Raw genomic sequence first — 19,476 nt, 5'->3', positions numbered from 1 at the left:
CAATCTCTTATGCGGCCCGAAAAACAAGGGGGTTATAAATCAATCACCTAGCACCATTTTTCATTAAGTACTCGCCGATCTCACGCGCCCTAGGAAGGACGTCGTCATCAATTGCAACAATATCATTGCTGAGCTCTAAATTGGAGTCTGAAACGCCAATTGGCCTGCTTCCGAAAAGTTCGGGTTCCGTTGAGGAATACACGCTAAGCCGTATGGACTTCGCGTTAATTGATATTTTTGCAGCTTTTAGGAAATTCAAAACAAGCATCGAAAAGTGCGGGTCGGTAGATTCAAAAATCGTAATGTGGGGCTGGATCTCAGAAATGGGGGTTCGATAATCCGGTTTCCACCAAATTTCTTTGAAGACCTCAGATTCCGCACGCAGAAAGACAGAAAATCTATCCCCGTGGGAAAAACAACCAGCTCCGATGATGCGAACCCCCTGCCCCCGCAGTCGCGACGCAAATTCGCGCAAACGGCGTTCATCAGGCTTGCGACGGTAAGGGCCTCGAACCGTCACATGAACCGGGCTTTTACTATTTTTCCATGGCTGAAGAGAGTCCCTTAAACCTCGAAGCGTTTCTTCAACGATCGGATCAAGAAATTCCAAAAAAACAAAATACATTAGACGCTCGCTATATCAAAAGATAACGCACCAACTTGGCATCCAAACGCGCACTGGAAAAGATGCAGTGCAAAAAATCATCGAACTGTTGAGATGTGGTGTTAAAGCGTTTGACTTGGTGCTCATCCAGTCGTTCCAACTTCGCATCAGATTTGGCCGACAGAAACTCTTCATAACCATCCAGGAATTGACTAAATCCAACGAGCAAGCAATCATCTCCCATAACGTCCAGAGAATAAGCAAGCCTTTGCATCGGAGTCCTCTCTGCAATCACTTGAAATTTTTTAATGCAGTCAACTTGTTCTACGAGCATCGATAGAACCGTAGAGAAGACAGTCAACTTTCGAGAGAACTTCAAGTTTAGGTTTTTCTTCCACCAAGGCTTGGAGGGGTCGTGACGAGTGCGCTCGTAATTTAAACAAATGGTGCGCCAATACCGAAGAATGTCGTTAAGTAAGAACAGAGGCCGGTACTCAGCCCTTCCTGTGCCATCGCGCACATACATCTCAAAAATTCGTTTGGTCGCATCAGCATAGAGAGCGTCGTTGGAAAGGCATTTGCTTTCCAATAACAACAACAATCTTGTTGTAAAGAAGTTCTCACTGTCATCCGTGGCCGTACCAGTCCCTGTTAACAACTGCGAAACTTCGTGAATCTTAAAATGCTCACCGTCACCGCTAAACTCTGGAAGTTCTAGTTCAGCGTTAACCTGAATTATCTCTGAGAGAACTTGGATCTCCTGCAGACGAGAGAGAGTTCTTTGACCTCCTGTGCTTTTAGGGGAATCGGCAAAAAGAAAAACATCCAGATCAGATATGTGGCCTAACTCCAATCTCCCTAAACTTCCTGCTACATATATGCAAAGATCTTTTCTCGTACAGTTCTCACGGTTTGAAATAGAATTTCGGACCTTCGCTAACTGCTCTTGGCTAAACTTCATTCGGTTGGATAACCCAGCATGGTGTTGAAGCGCCGTTTGAAACTTCTGCATAGTCCCCCCTTGTGAATGGCTGCCGTTAGCAGTTGTCAGACCGATGCCAAAGAATATCTAAAAAACATACGCAGCGGTTCAAAAAACCGGTCGTGACTCGCATGTATGGTCAAGAAAGCTCTTAAGCCCCTACCCGACCTTCAAGTGAGTAAGGGGAATAGACGCAAGTACCCATCGGAGGGTGCAGCGTTAGCATCTCTAACCGACGGGATTAGCTATCCGCTCTGGTAAGAACTCTCCGGAACGGGCGCCAATCAACAAGAGACTAATCCCCCCAATGCCTTGGTGGCAGCAACCATTGCATCCGTATCCGGATGCCCGAAGTTCAGCCGCACGAAATTCCGGAACTCCCTCTGCGCCGAAAAGATCGGCCCCGGCGCGATGCTGATGCCTCTTGCCAGCGCTTCGCGGTGCAGTGCCAGCGTGTCGCAGCCTTCCGGCAGTTCCAGCCACAGGAAATAGCCGCCCTCCGGTTCGGCCATGCGCGTGCCGGCGGGGAAATGGGCTTCGACGTCGGCGACCAGTGCGGCCATCTGTGTTCGCAGGGTGCTACGCAGCGTGCGCAGGTGGCGGTCGTAACCGCCCTGTTTGAGGTAGTCGGCGAGCGCGTGCTGCAGCGCGACCGGGGTGGCGAGGCTGAATGACAGCTTCTGCCGGCGGATCGCGTCGGCGTAGCGGCCGGCGGCGACCCAGCCGACGCGGAAGCCGGGGGCCAGGCATTTCGAGAAGGACGATACGTGCATGACGCGGCGGTCGCGGTCCAGCGCCTTGCTGCACAAGGGCGCCTGTTCGCCGTGGTGCAGTTCGGCGTAGACGTCGTCCTCGATCAAGGGCACGTCGTCACGGTCGAGCAGCTCCATCAGCTGGCGGCGACCGCCGTCGGGCACGCAGGCGCCGGTCGGGTTGGCGTAGTTGAGCATGAACAGGCAGGCGCGCACCGGGTGCTTCTTCAGGAGCTGTTCGAGTGCGGCGAGGTTCAGGCCTTCGCGCGGGTGGCTGGGTACTTCGACCACTTTTAGCCCGAGCCGCTCGGCGGCCTGCAGGCCCGCATAGAAGGTGGGAGATTCGACCGCGATCAGGTCGCCGGGTCGGGTGACCGCCTGCAGGCAGAGGTTCAGCCCCTCCATCGCGCCATTGGTGATGATGATGTCGTCTGGCGCCACGTCGGCGCCGACGCCGAGGTAGCGCAGCGCGATCTGCCGGCGCAGTTCGGGGTGGCCCGGTGGCAGGTCGGTCAGTGTGTCCTGCGGTTTGATGCGGCGCGCGGCGGCGGCGAGGCAGCGGCCGAGGCGGTCGAGCGGGAACAGTTCGGGCGCCGGGAAGCTGGAACCCAGCGGCACGACCGCCGGGTCGCGCACGCTGTCGAGGATTTCGAAGATGAAGTCGCTCACCTGCAACGCAGTCGAGCGTTGCCCCGGCCGCGACATGGCCGGTTCAGGGAGGCGTTGACCGAGGCGGGCGCGCACGAAGTAACCGGAGCGCGGGCGCGCCTCGATCAGGCCGCGGCTTTCGAGCAGTGCGTAGGCCTGGGTGACGGTGATCGGGCTGAGGTCGTGCGTGCGGCAGGCCTGGCGCACCGAGGGCAGGCGGTCGCCCGGCCGTAGCACGCCGTCGGCGATCAGCTGCGCGGTGCGGTCGGCGAGGTGCTGGTAAAGCGTCATGCGCCGATGCTATCAGGCGCGCGCCGGCTGCCCGTCGTGTCTCAGTCGGTCAGCTTGCCGAAGCCGAGCAGCCGGGTGCCGCCGCCCGCGGGGTTGGGGCCGTAGATGCCGAGGATGCGCGCGTACTCGGGCGCGTAGTAGCGGCCGACCGAACCGCCGCGCACGCAGACGGTGTCGCCGGCGGTCGCTTCGACCGTCACCCCAGCCGATTCGACGAACAGCCGGCCTTCGAGCACGTAGGCGTATTCGTCGTGCGCGTGCTCGTCGGTCCACGTTTCGCCGCGCAGTTCCCACTCCATCAGCACCGGCGCGGTCCAGCCCTGCGGGTCGGGGCGGGTGATCCAGTGCACGCCCGGTCCGCCGTCGGCGACCAGTGGCTGTTTCGGATATTTCACCGGTGCGTCCGGCATCAGAGACCTCCTGTTCATGTCGCTGCGCGTCCGTGCGGCGCCGGCCTCGTGCCGGTCAGCGGATGCGCGATGTGGAGGGCGGATAATCCTGAAAACCTCAGTTGACCGCTTGCCGTGAGGTTGAAAGCCCTGCCCATTAAGGACGTTGCTCGGTTTGCATCGCTCACCCTCCGGGTGAGACCGCTTCGAAGTCGCGTGCACGGCCGGCGGTGCGCCCGGCCGCGTTGCTCGTCCTTGCAGGGAGCCATCCTGCCGCGTCCTCGCGCCTTGCCGTGCACCCCGCCAACCGCACCCACGACGCCGATCAACTGAGGTTTTCAGGATTATTCGAGCGGGGGCGGGGCAGGGCAATGCCCCGAAAGAGGTAGCTGCGCGCGTTCTGCCTCAATGCGGCGGTGCAAGATTGACAGACGACATTCAAAGGTCTAGATTCAAACGAACGTTTGAACATGAGGCCGTGCTTCACGCCATGGACGCCCGCCGCAACCGACCTTCCGTGATCGAAACGCGCACTCGCATCCTCGACGCGGCGCAGTCGCTGTTTGCCGCCCACGGTTTCGAGGCGACCTCGATGAGGATGATCACGACCACGGCCAGCGTCAATCTGGCGGCGGTCAATTATCACTTCGGCTCGAAGGACGTGCTGGTGCAGGAAGTGCTGCTGCGCGGGCTACGTCCCCTGAACGCGCTGCGCATGCAGGCGCTCGACGACGCGGAAGCCGCCGCCGGTGGGGCGCCGGTGAAGGCGAGGGTGATCGTCGAATGCTTCTTCAGCGGTTCGCTGGCGCTGGCGGCGCAGAGCGAACAGGGACGCGAATTCATGCGCCTGCTGGGCCGCACCTTCACCGAGCCGTCGGCGGTGGTGCGCGAGTGCCTGGCGACCGAGTACGCGCCGGTGATCGGCCGCTATCGCGACGCCCTGAGCCGGGCGCTGCCGGCGGTGCCGGTCGAGGACATCGTGTGGCGCCTGCATTTCATGTTCGGCGCCATGTCTTACGCGGTATCCGGCATCGACACGCTGCAGGTGATGACCGGCGTGCAGATCGACGAGCCCGACGCGATGGCGCGCATGGTGCCGCGATTGATGAGTTTCCTGCTCGGCGGCCTGCGTGCGCCGTTGCCGGAATCGAACTGATGGGGCGAAAGCCCGGACGATTGCAACTAGACTGCGGACATAAGCGCCGTGCGCGCGTATCGCAGCAGCATGACCGGACGAGGAGATACACATGACCTGGACGCTTCTTCTGCTGTTGCCGCTGGGCTTGATCGCGCTGGCCTACATGCGGGTGCCACTGCTGCTGATCACCGCGGCGCTCGCCGCCTGGCTGGTCGCTGCGGCGCTGCATTTCGACTGGACGGTCGCCGCCAGCGTCACCGCCGCCGTGCTGGTCGGCATTCCGGCGCTGCTGCTGAATCTGGTGCCGCTCCGCCGCGCACTGATCTCGCGGCCGCTGCTGGCGGTGTACCGCAACATCCTGCCGCCGATGTCGGATACCGAACGCATCGCGCTCGAAGCGGGCACCGTCTGGTGGGAAGGCGAACTGTTCCGCGGGCATCCCGACTGGCAAAAGTTACACGCCTACCCGGAACCGAAACTGAGTGCCGAAGAACAGTCCTTCCTCGACAACGAGGTCGACGAGCTGTGCCGCCTGTCAGACGACTGGCGCATCTCGCACGAGCTGAAAGACCTGCCGCCCGAGACCTGGCAGTACATCAAGGACAAGGGCTTCCTCGGCCTCATCATTCCGAAGAAATACGGCGGCAAGGAATTCTCGGCCTGGGCGCATTCGCAGATCGTCACCAAGCTGTCGACGCGCTGCTCGGCGTCCGCGGTGACGGTGATGGTGCCGAATTCACTCGGCCCGGCTGAACTGCTGCTGCACTACGGTACCGACGCGCAGAAGGACCACTACCTGCCGCGTCTCGCCAAGGGGCTGGAGATTCCGTGCTTTGCGCTGACCAGCCCGCAGGCGGGGTCGGATGCGGCGTCGATTCCCGACTACGGCATCGTCTGCCGCGGCATACATGAGGGCCGCGAGGTGCTGGGCATGCGCGTGACCTGGGACAAGCGCTACATCACGCTGGGCCCGGTCGCCACGCTGCTCGGCCTGGCTTTCCGCCTGTACGACCCCGACCACCTGCTCGGCGACACCGAAGACATCGGCATCACCTGCGCGCTGATTCCGACCGACCACCCGGGCGTGCAGATCGGTCGCCGCCACTTCCCGCTCAACGCGGTATTCCAGAACGGTCCGAACTGGGGGCGCGACGTGTTCATGCCTCTGGAGTGGATCATCGGCGGCCCGGCGATGGCCGGCCAGGGCTGGCGCATGCTGATGGAGTGCCTGGCTGCCGGCCGCTCGATCTCGCTGCCCGCCTCCAACACCGGCATGGCCAAGCTCACCGCGCGCGCGGTCGGTGGCTATGCGCGTGTGCGCAGCCAGTTCAAGACGGCGATCGGCCGCTTCGAAGGCATACAGGAACCGTTGGCGCGCATCGGCGGCCACCTCTACATGATGGACGCCGCCCGCCGAATGACCGCGTCCGCCATCGACCTCGGCGAGAAGCCGTCGGTGGTGTCGGCCATCGTCAAGTACCACATCACCGAACGCGCCCGCATCGTCGTCAATGACGGGATGGACATCCTCGGTGGCAAGGGCATCTGCCTTGGCCCGTCGAACTTCCTCGGTCGCGCCTACCAGCAGATTCCGATCGGCATCACGGTCGAAGGCGCGAACATCCTGACGCGCAGCCTCATCATCTTCGGCCAGGGCGCCATCCGCTGCCATCCCTACGTGCTGCGCGAAATGCGCGCCGCGCTGGCCGACGACACGCCGGAAGCACTCAAGGAATTCGACGACGCGCTGTTCGCCCACATCGGCTATACGGTGAGCAATGCGGTGCGCACGCTGATCACCGGTCTGACCGGTTCGCACTGGGTCGGCGTGCCGGGCAATGTGGCGCCGGAAACACGGCGCTACTACCAGCAGCTCACCCGCTTCTCGACCGCCTTCGCTTTTATCGCCGACGCGGCCATGTTGACGATGGGTGGCGACCTGAAGCGCAAGGAGAAGCTGTCGGCGCGGCTGGGCGACATCCTGTCGCTGATGTATCTGTGCTCGGCCACGCTGAAGCGCTACGAGGCCGAAGGCCGCCAGGCCGCCGACGCGCCGCTGATGCACTGGGCGATCTGGGACGCCCTGTTCCATGCGCAGACCGCGTTCGAAGGCGTCATTTCGAATTTCCCGAACCGCCTGATCGGCATGCTGCTGCGCCGCCTCATCTTCCCGCTCGGCCGGCCCTACGTGGTGCCGTCGGACCGCCTCGGCGGCGAGGTGGCGAAGCTGCTGATCGAGCCGTCGGCGACGCGCGACCGACTGACCGCCGACATGTACGTGCCGCAGGACGAACACGACGCGGTCGGTGCCATCGAGCATGCGCTGAAGGCGACGGTGGCGGCCGAGGCGATCGAAGCCAAGGTGCGCGCGGCGCAGAAGCGCGGCGATCTGAAGGCGCGCGGGCCGGGCATGATGCGCGCCGCCTTCGAAGCCGGCGTCATCGACGCGCAGGAATTCGCGCTGGTCACGCGCCGCGACGAACTGCGCGACCGCGTGGTCAAGGTGGACGATTTCGCGCAGGACTTCGGCGCCGACGCCGTGCCCGCGACCCCGGCCGAAGCGCGCAACGTCACCGCGCTCGCCGCCTGAGGACTGGCCATGTCGTTTCCTGACGTATTCGTCGTCGATGGGGCGCGCACCCCGTTCCTGAAGTCGCGCAACGCACCCGGTCCGTTCGCGGCCGCCGACCTCGCGGTGGCGGCCGGCAACGCGCTACTGGCGCGCCAGCTCTTCCGGCCGGATCAGCTCGACGAAGTCATTCTCGGTTGCGCCGCGCCGTCTGCCGACGAAGCGAACATCGGCCGCATCGCCGCGCTGCGCATGGGCTGCGGCGACCGCGTGCCGGGCTGGACGGTGATGCGCAATTGCGCCAGCGGCATGCAGGCGCTCGATTCCGGCCTCGCCAACATCCAGCGCGGTCGCGCCGACCTGGTGCTGGCCGGCGGTGTCGATGCGCTGTCGCGCGCCCATCTCTTGTTCTCCGACGCGATGGTGCGCTGGCTGTCGCAGTGGTACGCGGCGAAGACCTTGGGTCAGCGCGCGTCGCTGATCACGAAGTTCAGGCCGGCGATGCTGGCGCCGGTAATCGGCCTGATCAAGGGGCTGACCGATCCGGTGATCGGCCTGAACATGGGCCAGACCGCCGAGAACCTTGCAGCGCGGTTCGGCATCAGCCGCACGCAGATGGACTTCTACGCCATGCGCTCGCACCAGCGCACAGCCCGCGCGCTCGACGAAGGCTGCTTCGGCGAAATCGTGCCGCTGACCGACCGCGACGGAAAGCTCTACGCCGAGGACGACGGCATGCGCCGCGACTCGTCGGTCGAGCGGCTGGCAAAGCTGCGCCCGGTGTTCGACCGCAAGCACGGCCACATCACCGCCGGCAACAGTTCGCAGGTGACCGACGGCGCGAGCTGGCTGCTGCTCGCGTCGCAGAAGGCCGTCGATCAGTACGGCCTGAAGCCGCTCGGCCGCATCCTCGACGTGCAGTGGGCGGCGCTTGATCCGGCGCAGATGGGGCTGGGCCCGGTGCATGCGGCGACGCCCATCCTGCAGCGCCACGGCCTGGCGCTGAATGACCTCGACGCCTGGGAGATCAACGAAGCCTTCGCCGCCCAGGTCATCGCCTGCATCGAGGCGTGGAAGAGCGACAGCTATTGCCGCGAACAGCTCGGGCTGTCACATGCGCTCGGTACGCTGGACGAACGACGCCTCAACGTCGACGGCGGGGCCATCGCGATCGGCCACCCGGTCGGCGCCAGTGGTGCCCGCATCGTGCTGCATCTGCTGCACGTGCTGAAGCGCCGCGGCGGTGGCCGCGGCATGGCGTCGATCTGCATCGGCGGCGGACAGGGTGGCGCGATGCTGGTGGAAACCGCATGAGCGTGCATGCAAGCGATCTGAAGCACTGGCGCATCGAGCGTGATGACGACAATCTCGTCTGGCTCGTGTTCGACCGCGCCGGCGAGAACGTGAACACGCTGTCCGGCGAGGCGATGCGCGAACTGGGCCTGGTGCTCGACGCCTTCGACGCCGCGCCACCGCGCGCGCTGGTCATCCTGTCCGGTAAGACGAGCGGCTTCATCGCCGGTGCCGACATCGGCGAATTCGGTGCGGTGACGGACGAAGCCGGCGCGCGCGACATCGTCGGCCGCGGCTGGAACCTGTTCAACCGGCTGGCCGCCGTGCGTTACCCGACCTGCGCACTGGTGCGCGGCTTCTGTGTCGGCGGCGGCACCGAACTGTCGCTGGCCTGTCGCCACATCGTCGCGGTGGACGAACCGGGCACCCGCTTCGCGCTGCCCGAAGTGCTGCTCGGCATCGTGCCCGGCTGGGGCGGCATGCTGCGGCTGCCGCAGCGCATCGGCGCGCCGGCCGCGTTGGACATGATGCTCACCGGCCGCGCACTCGACGCGAAGCGGGCGAAGGCGGCCGGCCTGGTCGACGAGATCGCGCCGGCGCGGCTGATGCGCGAGCACGCCCGCGCCCGTGTGCTGGCAGATCCGCCGCGCCGCCCGCTGCCGCTGTTGCAGCGCCTGCTGCTCGGTCCGCTGCGTGGCATGGTGGCGAAGAAGGCGCTCGCAGGGGTGGCGAAGAAGGCGCGCCGTGAGCATTACCCGGCGCCCTACGCCATCGTAGAAATGTGGCGCGACTTCGGCGGCAATGCGCTGGCGGTGCCGGCCGATCACCCGGCGTCGATGGCGGCACTGGTGGCCCACCCGACCACGCCCAACCTGCAGCGCGTCTATCACCTGCGCGAGCGGCTGCGCGGCTTCGCCAAGACCGATGCGACAACGCTGCCGCCGGTGCGTCGCGTGCACGTCATTGGCGCCGGCGTCATGGGTGGTGACATCGCCGCCTGGTGCGCACTGCGCGGTTTCCATGTGACGCTGCAGGACAATGGGCTGGCGCGCATCGCGCCGGCGATGCAGCGGGCGGCGAAGGCCTTCGCCCGCAAGTTCCGTCGCGACCGCACTGCGCTGCGCGCCGCGCTCGACCGGCTGATTCCGGACCCGACCGGCGCCGGCGTCGCCGGTGCCGACCTGATCATCGAAGCCATCTACGAGGATCTCGGCGCCAAGCAGGCGCTGCTCGCAGACGTCGAGCGGCGCGCGAAGCACGACGCCTTGCTCGCCACCAATACCTCCAGCCTGCGCATCGAAGATATCGCGCACGCCCTGCACGTGCCCGGCCGGCTGGTCGGTATCCATTTCTTCAATCCCGTGGCGAAGATGCCTCTGGTCGAAGTGGTGCGCGGCGCCGACAGTTTCGAGCTCGCAGTGCAGCGCGCCGCGGCCTTCGTCGGCGCGCTCGACAAGCTGCCGCTGCCGGTGGCCAGCGCGCCAGGCTTTCTGGTCAATGCGGTGCTCGGACCCTACATGCTCGAAGCGATGAGGTGCGTCGACGAAGGGATGTCGCCTGAGGTGGTTGATCGCGCGGCGCTCGATTTCGGCATGGCGATGGGTCCGATCGAACTGGCCGATACCGTGGGTCTGGACATCGCGATGGCCGCCGGCGCCCGGCTGACCGGCGGCGCAACGGCGCCGACCTGCCTGCAGCAGCGGGTGGATGCCGGGCACCTCGGTTGCAAGAGCGGGCAGGGCTTCTACGTCTGGAAGGATGGCCGACCGGTGCGCACCGGCGCAGCCACCGTACCGGCGGGACTGGCGGCGCGGCTGATCGAGCCGCTGATCCGGGTCACACGCCGCTGCGTCGAGCAGGGCGTGGTGGCCGATGCCGATCTGGCGGACGCCGGCCTCATCTTCGGCGCCGGCTTCGCCCCGTATACCGGCGGACCGCTGCACTATCATGCGGTTTCCGCAATGCAACATCAGAGTCATCCATGAGCCAGAACATCGAACACCTTCCAGAAGAACAACCGGCGCTGCGCATGCTGCCCATGCCGCGCGACATCAATGCCGCCGGCGACATCTTCGGCGGCTGGGTCATGTCGCAGGTCGACGTCGCCGGATCGATCGCGGCGATGCGCCGCACGCGTTGCCGCGTGGTGACGGTGGCGGTCAATTCATTCGTTTTCCTGCAGCCGATCACGACGCAGTACCTCGTGTCCTTCTACTCGCGCGTCGCGCGCGTCGGCACCACGTCGATCACGGTCGATGTCGACGTCTACGCAGAAACCGGCTATGACAGTGTGAAGATCCTGAAGGTCGCCTCGGCGCAGCTCACCTATGTCGCGGTGAACGAGGACGGCAGCAAGCGACTGATCGCGCCCGAACAGTCCTGACAGTATTCGGTGTGCCCTGTGCAGGGACACGCCGTGATCGCAGCACCATTTACGACGCACAGAGGAGGAGTCATGACGCAGACGAAACAGCGCCGCAGCCACGGTGCCACGATGAAGGTTCTGGCCCTGGCGATCGGCGCCTTCGGCTCGACCGCCAGCCACGCCGCCGCCTTCCAGCTGCTCGAAGGCAATGCGAGCGGCCTCGGTAACGCCTATGCCGGCAGCGCGGCGGTCGCCGAGGACGCCAGCACGGTGTTCTTCAACCCGGCCGGCATGACGCTGCTGCCCGGGCGCAATGTGGCATTCTCGGTCGACCTGGTACGGCCTTCGGCCAAGTTCGACAACCAGGGATCCACGGTGCCTCCGGGCCAGGGTATCGGCGGTAACGGCGGCGACGCCGGTGACTGGGCGGCCATTCCTGCTGGCTATATGAGCTGGCAGCTGACTGACCGCCTGTTCGCAGGTCTTGGCGTTGGCGCGCCGTTCGGCCTGAAGACGGAATACGGTGCTGACTGGGTCGGGCGTTTCCATGCCGTGAAGTCCGAAATCAAGACCGTCAACATCAATCCGTCGATCGCCTTCAAGGTGAACGACGTGCTGTCCATCGGCGTCGGCGTGAATTTCCAGCGCATCGATGCCGACCTGACCAATCTCGTGACCAATCCAGGCCTGGCCGGATCGCTCGCCAGCGGCCGGATCAAGGGTGATGACACCGCCTGGGGCTGGAACGCGGGTCTGATGTGGCAGGTGTCGGATACCACCCGCCTCGGCGCAGCCTACCGTTCGAAGATGGACTACAAGCTCGAGGGCACGGCCCGCTTCACCGGCCTGAATGCGACCGGCAACATCGTGGCGACGGCCTTGAACGCAGGGCGTGGCGGCGATGTGACCGCCGATGTCGAGTTGCCGGATACGGCGACGTTCAGCGTCGCACAGAAGATATCCGATCGCTGGACGATGCTCGGTGACATCAGCTGGACCGGCTGGTCAACGCTCCAGGATCTGACGGTGAACCGGGTGGATGGCGTCAACGTGACGACCGAAGAACTGCGCTGGCGCGACACCTGGCGCGTCGCTTTCGGCGGCACCTATGCCTACACCGACGCGCTGAGTCTGAAGTTCGGCCTGGCCTGGGACCAGACGCCGGTGCGCGATACCACGCGTCTGCCGCGCGTGCCGGACGAGGACCGCGTGTGGCTGTCGCTGGGCCTGCAGTGGCGCCCGAATGCGACCTCGGCGGTCGACGTCGGCTACGCCCATCTGTTCGTTAAGGACGCGAAGGTGAACAACGACGGTGGCAGCGCGCTGCTTAAGGGCACGCTGGTCGGCGAGTACGAGAACTCGGTCGACATCCTCGGCGTGCAGTACTCGACCCGCTTCTGATCCCGTCCTTCCTGTCGTACCCGGTCCGGTCGCTGCGCGCGGCCGGACCGCCTCTCCCGGGAGTCCGCATCGTGACATCCTCCAGATTCCGCATCCGTCGCGTCGCCGTACTGGGCGCCGGCGTGATGGGCGCGCAGATCGCCGCCCACTGCGCCAACGCGAACGTCCCCGTCATCCTGTTCGACCTCGCCGCGAAGGAGGGTGACCCCGACGCCATCGTGAAGCGCGCGATCGCCGGCCTGAAGAAGCTCGAACCGGCGCCGCTGGCCACCGCCGACCGCGCCGCCCATATCGAAGTGGCGAACTACGACCGCGACGCGGCGCGACTGGCCGACTGCGATCTGGTGATCGAAGCGATCGCCGAGCGCATGGACTGGAAGCACGGCCTGTACGCCAAGGTGGCGCCGCACCTGCGCAGCGATGCGATCTTCGCCACCAACACCTCCGGCCTGTCGATCAACGCGCTGGCCGACGGTTGTCCGGAAGCGATGCGCAGCCGTTTCTGCGGCGTGCATTTCTTCAATCCGCCGCGGTACATGGCGCTGGTCGAACTGATTCCGGCGCGCGGCACCGACGCTGCGCTGCTCGACCGGCTGGAGGATTTCCTCACCACGACGCTGGGCAAGAACGTGGTGCGCGCGCTCGACACGCCCAACTTCGTCGCCAACCGCATCGGCGTGTTTTCGATGCTGGCGGCGATGCACCACACCACCCGGCTGGGCCTCGGTTTCGACGAGGTCGACGCGCTGACCGGCCCGGTCATCGGCCGGCCGAAGTCGGCCACCTACCGCACCGCCGACGTGGTCGGCCTCGACACGCTGCTGCACGTCGTCAAGACCATGACCGACAACCTGCAGGGCGACCCCTGGCATCGTCATTACGTCGCGCCGGCCTGGCTGGCCGCACTGGTCGAGCGCGGTGCGCTCGGCCAGAAGACGAAGGCCGGCGTCTATCGCAAGGACGGCAAGGCGATCAAGGTGCTCGACCTCGCGCAGCAGGACTACCGCGACGCAGCCGGCGCCATTGCCGACGAGGTGCAGGCCATCCTCGCGGAGCGCGATCCGGCGATGAAGCTGGCCGCGCTGCGTGCCAGCGAGCATCCGCAGGCGCAGTTCCTGTGGTCCATCTTCCGCGACGTGTTTCATTACGTCGCCGTCCATCTGGGCGACATCGCGCACAACGCGCGCGACGTCGACTTCGCGATGCGCTGGGGCTTCGGCTGGAGCGCCGGCCCGTTCGAAACCTGGCAGGGCGCCGGCTGGCAGCAGGTCGCCAGCTGGTTGCGCGAGGACATCGCGGCCGGCCGTGCGATGTCGGATGCGCCGCTGCCGGCCTGGGTGTTCGAACGCCACGGCGTGCACGAAGCGGCCGGTTCGTGGTCGGCCTCGGCCGCGAAACTGGAGGCGCGCAGCGTATCGCCGCGCCAGCTCTTCCCCGAGCGCGTGCTGGCCGAAGTGCCGCGCGCGACGCACACCGTGTGGGAAGGCGAGGAGGTGCGGCTGTGGACGCTGGACGACGCCGACGGCGAGCGGGTGCCGGTGCTGTCCTTCAAGAGCCGCATGTCCTGCGTCGGGCCGAAGGTGCTCGATGGCATCCGCGAAGCGATCGCGCGCGCCGAACGCGATTTCGACGGCCTGGTGATCTGGCAGCCGCAAGGGCCGTTCTCGGTCGGCGCCAATCTGAAGCAGATCCGCCCGGTGCTCGAAGCGGGCGACTTCGTGACGCTGGAACGCGTGATCAACGACTTCCAGCAGGCATCGATGGCGATCAAGTACGCCCAGGTGCCGGTGATCACCGCGGTGCAGAGCATGGCGCTCGGTGGCGGCTGCGAATTCGTCATGCATTCACCGCGCGCGGTGGTGGCGCTGGAAAGCTATATCGGCCTGGTCGAAGCGGGCGTGGGCCTGATCCCGGCTGGCGGCGGCTGCAAGGAATTCGCCATCCGCGCCGCCCGTGCGGCCGAGGCTTCGGCGACGAAGGACCCGATGAATTTCCTGCAGTCCGTGTTCCAGACCATCGCCATGGCGAACGTATCGAAGAGCGCGCGCCATGCGCAGGAACTGGGCCTGCTGAAGCAGGACGACGTGGTCGTCATGCACGCCAGTGAGCTGCTGCACGTGGCCCGTCGCAACGCGGTGGCGATGGCCGACAGCGCCTGGCGGCCGCCGCTGCCGGCGGTCGATATTCCGGTGGCCGGCCGCAGCGGCATCGCCACGCTGGACATGATGCTGGTGAACATGCGCGAGGGCGGCCTGATTTCCGCGCACGACTACCGCGTCGCCCACGCATCGGCGACCGCGCTGTGCGGCGGTGACATCGAGACCGGCGCGCGGGTGAACGAACAGTGGCTGCTCGAAGTCGAGCGCGCGCTGTTCGTCGATCTGCTGAAGACGAAGGAAACACAGGCGCGCATCGCGCACATGATGGACACCGGCAAGCCGCTGCGGAACTGACGGGAGATTCGCGATGAAACAGATACAGGATGCCTACATCGTCGCCGCCAAACGCACGGCGGTGGCGAAGAAGGGCGGCGCCTTCCGCCACGTGCGGCCGGACGACATGCTGGCGCATGCACTGCGCGGCGTGGTCGAGTCGGTGCCCGAGTTCGACCTGAACGACATCGGCGACGTGGTGGTCGGCTGCGCGATGCCGGAAGCCGAGCAGGGCATGAATGTCGCCCGCATCGGCCTGCTGCTGGCCGGTTTCCCGGTGTCGGTGCCGGGCGTCACGGTGAACCGCTTCTGCGCCAGCGGGCTCAACGCGGTGGCTGACGCGGCGTTGAAGATCATGACCGGCCAGTGCGACATCGCCATCGGCGCGGGCACCGAGTCGATGACGGTAATGCCCACCATGATGGGCAACAAGGTGACGGTGAATCCGCGCGCCTTCGAGTCGCCGGAGAACGTGGCCATTGCCTACGGCATGGGCCTCACCGCCGAGAAGGTGGCGCACAAGTACGCGGTGTCGCGCGAGGACCAGGACGCCTTCGCGCTCGCGTCACACCAGAAGGCGCTGGCGGCAATCGCTGCCGGCCGTTTCGCCGGTGAGATCCTGCCCTACACGGTGCGCAGCCATCTGCCCGATCTGGCGAGCAATACGGTGCGCATCGTCGAGCGCGTGTTCGATACCGACGAAGGCCCGCGCGCCGATTCCAGCACCGAAGGTCTGGCGAAGCTGCGGCCGGTGTTCGCCGCGCGCGGCTCGGTCACCGCAGGCAACAGTTCGCAGATGTCGGACGGCGCGGCGGCGGTGCTGCTGATGTCGGAGGCGGCGGTGCAGCGCACCGGTGCGACGCCGATCGCGCGCTTCCGCAGCTTCGCGGTGGCCGGCGTGCCGCCGGAAATCATGGGCGTCGGCCCGGTCGAGGCAATTCCGCGCGCACTGAAACAGGCCGGCATGGCGCAGGCCGATATTGACTGGATCGAACTGAACGAGGCCTTCGCCGCCCAGGCGCTGGCCGTCATGCGCACGCTCGATCTCGACCCGTCGAAGGTGAATCCGCTGGGCGGCGCCATCGCGCTCGGCCATCCGCTGGGCGCCACCGGCGCTATCCGCACCGCCACCGTCATCGCGGCGATGCAGCGTGGTGAGGCACGCACCGGCATGGTGACCATGTGCATCGGCACCGGCATGGGTGCGGCCGGCATATTCGAGAAGGTGTGAGCGGAACATCGACGGCACCGGTGTGAAGGCCCTGTCGCGGCCAAGGCCGCTCTCACAGGAGGCCTCGGCAACGACCCGCGCCGATGATTCTGTGGGAGCGGCCTTGGCCGCGACGCAGCGCTGGCAGGCCGCGGGCTTCGGTCCAGGTCGCCATCGCGAGCAAGCTCGCTCCCACAGGACCGCGGCTCCGGCGGTGGGCGGTGACTGCTCTATTGTGGGAGCGGCCTTGGCCGCGACGCGGCGTCGGCCGGCCGCAGACTTCGGTCCAGGCCGCTATCGCGAGCAAGCTCGCTCCCACGACACCCCGGATCCTCCGGCGCGCGTTGAATGCTCTCTTGTGGGAGCGACCGTTGGTCGCGAGGCGGCTGTGGCGGACTGCAGGCTTCAGTTCAGGCTTCCGCCGGCGGTATAAGCTCGCGCCTTCCTCCTTGAGACTGTCCTGCAGATGACATCCAACGATTCCGGCCACATCCTGAGCACGCTCGAACGTGGCGTCGCCACGCTTACCATGTCGCGCCCGTCGCGGCGCAACGCCTACACGACGGCGATGATGCAGTCATTGCGCGAGGCGGTGGAGCGGGCGCTGCCCGACCCAGAGTGCCGCGTGCTATTGCTGCGCGGCGACGGGGCAAGCTTCAGTGCCGGCGGCGACGTGCATGAGTTTTCGCAAAGTCTGCCGCTGGACGCTCCGGCGCGCCTGGCGACCTTTCGTGCCCTGGTCGAGAACTGGGTCAACCCGGTCATCCTCGCGCTGCGTCATGCACACCAGCCGGTAGTGGCCGCGGTGCGCGGCGACTGCGTCGGCTATGGACTGTCGCTGATGCTGGCATCCGACATCGCCATCGCGGCCGACGACACGGTGTTCAGTACCGCCGGCATCGGACTCGCGCAGCCGGGTGCCGGCGGTCAGTCGCACTTCCTGGTGCGTGCTCTCGGCGAGCGCCGGGCGCGCGAGCTGATGTGGAGCGCGCGCCGTTTCGACGCGCACGAGGCGAAGGCGCTGGGGCTGGTCGAGCGCGTGGTGACGGTGGCGGAGTTCGACGACGCGGTCGAAGCCGAGGTCGAACGACTGGCGAGCGGGCCGCGCCACGGCTGGGCGGAAATAAAGCGACTTCTGAATACGTCGGGGCAGCCGCTGGCGCAGCAACTGGCCGACGAAGCCGCCGCCTTCGGGCGCTGCGCCGCGACCCAGGATTTCGCCGAAGCGGTGACCGCCTTCATCGCACGGCGCACGCCGAAATTCGAGGGGCGCTGAAGACACGCGTCGGGGGCGCCGCGCGTCATCGCGGGCGCGGGTCGATGCCTCTCAAGATTTCCTTGCTGCGACATTTGTAGCGCATTTTTTTCGAGACAGCTGTCTCATCCACCCGCCTCCGACTGTCTCAGGGACGACCTCCTGAAAACGGCGGGTCGGCGTCCCGTTCGCCGGATAGCGCCGCCTGTTCCCGATTTCCGCCGTAACCGATCTGGCACCTCCTCAGTGGCACGAATGCTGCAGGCGTATGCCTGCGTGTGTCATCGGAACGCAGGAAGTTCCGCAGGTACCGGCCGATAAAAACCGGGCCGGTGACCGGGCATGCGCATCCACAACAACGGAGGAAGCCTGATGAACAAGCACAACGGCCGCGCACTGCGGCCCGGCGCATTGAGTTCGGTTGCAGGGAGTCTGCTGGCAGCGCTGCTGCTCACCCCGATCGTCGTCCACGCTGAGGATCCGGAGCCCCCGCTCGGCATCAACGTGCTCGAAGCCACTTTCAAGTGGCGCCCGAACTACGTCAGCGACGACATGCTCATCCACGCCGACAAGGACGCCAACAACTGGCTGCACTACGGCAAGGACTACCAGGGCACGCGCTTCTCGCAACTGCGCCAGGTGACCCAGGACAACGTGAAGAAGCTGGTGCCGAAGTGGAACCTGTCCTTCGGCGTCAATGATGCGCAGGACAGCCAGACCACGGTGGTGAATGGCCGCATCTACGTGACCGCCAGCCAGAACAAGGTGTTCTCGATCGATGGCCTGACCGGCCGCATGATCTGGAAGTACGAGCGCTCGCTGCCGGGCGACCTCGGCCCGCGCCTGTGCTGCGAGGCGGTGAACCGCGGCGTGGCCGTGTACAAGGACATGGTCTACATGGCGACGCTGGACACTCACGTCGTCGCGCTGAACAACACGACCGGCAAGGTGGTGTGGGAGAAGAAGCTGGGCGACTACACGACCGGCGAGATCTACACCTCGATGCCGCTGGTGGCCGACGGCAAGATCGTGGTCGGCAACTCGGGCGGCGACGTCGGCGGCAACGTCGGCAAGATCACCGCGCTCGATCCGGATACTGGCGAAATCGTGTGGCAGACGACTACCCGGCCGACCGACGCCAACGATCCGAACGCCAAGACCTGGGCCAACGACTCGTGGCGCACGGGGGGCTCGTCGGCATGGCTGACCGGCAACTACGATGCGAAGACCAACACCATCTACTGGGGTGTCGGCAACCCGACGCCGGACTTCGATCCGAGCGTGCGCAAGGGCGACAACCTGTACAGCAACTCGACGCTGATCATGGATGCGCGTACCGGCAAGATCAAGAACCACTTCCAGTACACGCCGAACGACGCCTGGGACTACGACGGCAATAACGAAACCATCCTGGTGGACGACGAGAAGGGCCGCAAGGTGTGGCTGCACGGCGACCGCAACGGTCACCTGTACTCGATCGACCGCACCACCGGCAAATGCAACTGGGTGGTGCCGATCGCGCGTGTGAACTGGGTCAAGAGCTGGGGCGACAACTGCCGGCCCATCGTGAATCCGGACAAGGTGCCGGGCTACGACAAGATCGTGAAGGACATCGCGCCGATTCTCGACGGCGGCAAGGAATGGCACCCGGCGGCCTACAGCCCGCAGACCAAGCTGCTCTACGTGCCCTACATCGACAGCTCGATGGACATCCAGGCCAAGAAGATGGAATGGAAGCGCGGCGAGTGGTTCCTGTCGTCCAAGGTGCTGAAGGCCAATCCCTACACCGGTGGCATCAAGGCGTTCAACGCCACCACCGGCGAACTGGTGTGGCAGCGTCCGCAGAGCACGCCGGCCACCAGCGGCATGCTGGCCACCGCCGGTGGTGTGGTGTTTGCCGGCGACGCCGAGGGCTGGTTCCACGCGATGCGCGACGACACCGGCGAGGCACTGTGGCGCTTCAACGTCGGCACTGGCATCCACGGCAACCCGACCACCTTCACCGTCGACGGCAAGCAGTACGTGGCCATCGTGTATGGCCCGGGCGGCGGCAGCCTGTGGCCGCTGGTGTATGACGAGCTGTTCAAGCACCAGAACCGCGGCGGCGGCATGATGATCTTCGGCCTCGCCGAGTAATGGAGCCGGGG

General features: G+C 65.5%; 14 protein-coding genes. 10 read left to right on the top strand and 4 right to left on the bottom strand.

All coding sequences use genetic code 11. The features are described 5' to 3' along the window. Nucleotides 1-43: 43 nt before the first annotated feature. From AC51BJ_RS07280 to AC51BJ_RS07265, 4 genes are all read right to left on the bottom strand, one after another. Nucleotides 44-625, bottom strand: coding sequence for a hypothetical protein (locus AC51BJ_RS07280; protein WP_496279787.1), 582 nt, complete (start codon nucleotides 623-625; stop codon nucleotides 44-46). Between the two features lie 10 nt (nucleotides 626-635). After that, nucleotides 636-1,616, bottom strand: a complete 981-nt coding sequence (locus AC51BJ_RS07275) for a hypothetical protein (RefSeq protein ID WP_496279786.1) — start codon at nucleotides 1,614-1,616, stop codon at nucleotides 636-638. Nucleotides 1,617-1,870: 254 nt separating this feature from the next. Further along, nucleotides 1,871-3,277 (bottom strand): aminotransferase-like domain-containing protein, encoded by a 1,407-nt coding sequence (locus AC51BJ_RS07270; RefSeq protein WP_496279785.1) that lies wholly within the window; start codon nucleotides 3,275-3,277, stop codon nucleotides 1,871-1,873. A 41-nt stretch (nucleotides 3,278-3,318) separates the two neighbouring features. Next, on the bottom strand, nucleotides 3,319-3,687 hold the full coding sequence (locus AC51BJ_RS07265; RefSeq protein WP_430432875.1) for a cupin domain-containing protein: 369 nt from the start codon (nucleotides 3,685-3,687) through the stop codon (nucleotides 3,319-3,321). A gap of 469 nt (nucleotides 3,688-4,156) precedes the next feature. Between AC51BJ_RS07265 and AC51BJ_RS07260 the strand changes: the two genes are divergently transcribed. The 10 genes from AC51BJ_RS07260 (at nucleotide 4,157) to AC51BJ_RS07215 (ending at nucleotide 19,465) form a co-directional block, all read left to right on the top strand. Continuing rightward, nucleotides 4,157-4,822: a TetR/AcrR family transcriptional regulator gene (locus AC51BJ_RS07260; protein WP_496279784.1), complete on the top strand. Its 666-nt coding sequence runs from the start codon at nucleotides 4,157-4,159 to the stop codon at nucleotides 4,820-4,822. A gap of 91 nt (nucleotides 4,823-4,913) precedes the next feature. Continuing rightward, entirely contained in the window at nucleotides 4,914-7,394 is a 2,481-nt protein-coding gene (locus AC51BJ_RS07255; RefSeq protein WP_496279783.1) for an acyl-CoA dehydrogenase, read from the top strand. A gap of 9 nt (nucleotides 7,395-7,403) precedes the next feature. After that, nucleotides 7,404-8,687 carry an acetyl-CoA C-acetyltransferase gene (locus tag AC51BJ_RS07250; protein ID WP_430432878.1) on the top strand — a complete coding sequence of 428 codons (1,284 nt, stop codon included), beginning with the start codon at nucleotides 7,404-7,406 and terminating at the stop codon, nucleotides 8,685-8,687. Next, complete coding sequence (locus tag AC51BJ_RS07245; protein ID WP_496279782.1) at nucleotides 8,684-10,651, top strand: 3-hydroxyacyl-CoA dehydrogenase NAD-binding domain-containing protein; 1,968 nt, start codon at nucleotides 8,684-8,686, stop codon at nucleotides 10,649-10,651. The genes AC51BJ_RS07250 and AC51BJ_RS07245 overlap by 4 nt, the downstream gene beginning before the upstream one ends. Continuing rightward, complete coding sequence (locus tag AC51BJ_RS07240; RefSeq protein ID WP_304001091.1) at nucleotides 10,648-11,049, top strand: acyl-CoA thioesterase; 402 nt, start codon at nucleotides 10,648-10,650, stop codon at nucleotides 11,047-11,049. The genes AC51BJ_RS07245 and AC51BJ_RS07240 overlap by 4 nt, the downstream gene beginning before the upstream one ends. 72 nt (nucleotides 11,050-11,121) lie before the next feature. Beyond that, nucleotides 11,122-12,432 (top strand): OmpP1/FadL family transporter, encoded by a 1,311-nt coding sequence (locus AC51BJ_RS07235; RefSeq protein ID WP_496279781.1) that lies wholly within the window; start codon nucleotides 11,122-11,124, stop codon nucleotides 12,430-12,432. Between the two features lie 71 nt (nucleotides 12,433-12,503). Further along, nucleotides 12,504-14,885 carry a 3-hydroxyacyl-CoA dehydrogenase/enoyl-CoA hydratase family protein gene (locus AC51BJ_RS07230; RefSeq protein ID WP_496279780.1) on the top strand — a complete coding sequence of 794 codons (2,382 nt, stop codon included), beginning with the start codon at nucleotides 12,504-12,506 and terminating at the stop codon, nucleotides 14,883-14,885. A gap of 13 nt (nucleotides 14,886-14,898) precedes the next feature. Further along, nucleotides 14,899-16,095, top strand: coding sequence for an acetyl-CoA C-acyltransferase (locus AC51BJ_RS07225; protein ID WP_496279779.1), 1,197 nt, complete (start codon nucleotides 14,899-14,901; stop codon nucleotides 16,093-16,095). A gap of 445 nt (nucleotides 16,096-16,540) precedes the next feature. Continuing rightward, nucleotides 16,541-17,350: an enoyl-CoA hydratase/isomerase family protein gene (locus AC51BJ_RS07220; protein WP_496279778.1), complete on the top strand. Its 810-nt coding sequence runs from the start codon at nucleotides 16,541-16,543 to the stop codon at nucleotides 17,348-17,350. 351 nt (nucleotides 17,351-17,701) lie between these two features. Then, on the top strand, nucleotides 17,702-19,465 hold the full coding sequence (locus AC51BJ_RS07215; RefSeq protein ID WP_496279777.1) for a PQQ-dependent dehydrogenase, methanol/ethanol family: 1,764 nt from the start codon (nucleotides 17,702-17,704) through the stop codon (nucleotides 19,463-19,465). Nucleotides 19,466-19,476 lie beyond the last annotated feature (11 nt).

The organism is Methyloversatilis sp. S146-33, from assembly GCF_059552495.1.
This window is presented reverse-complemented; position numbering and strand designations above follow the sequence as displayed.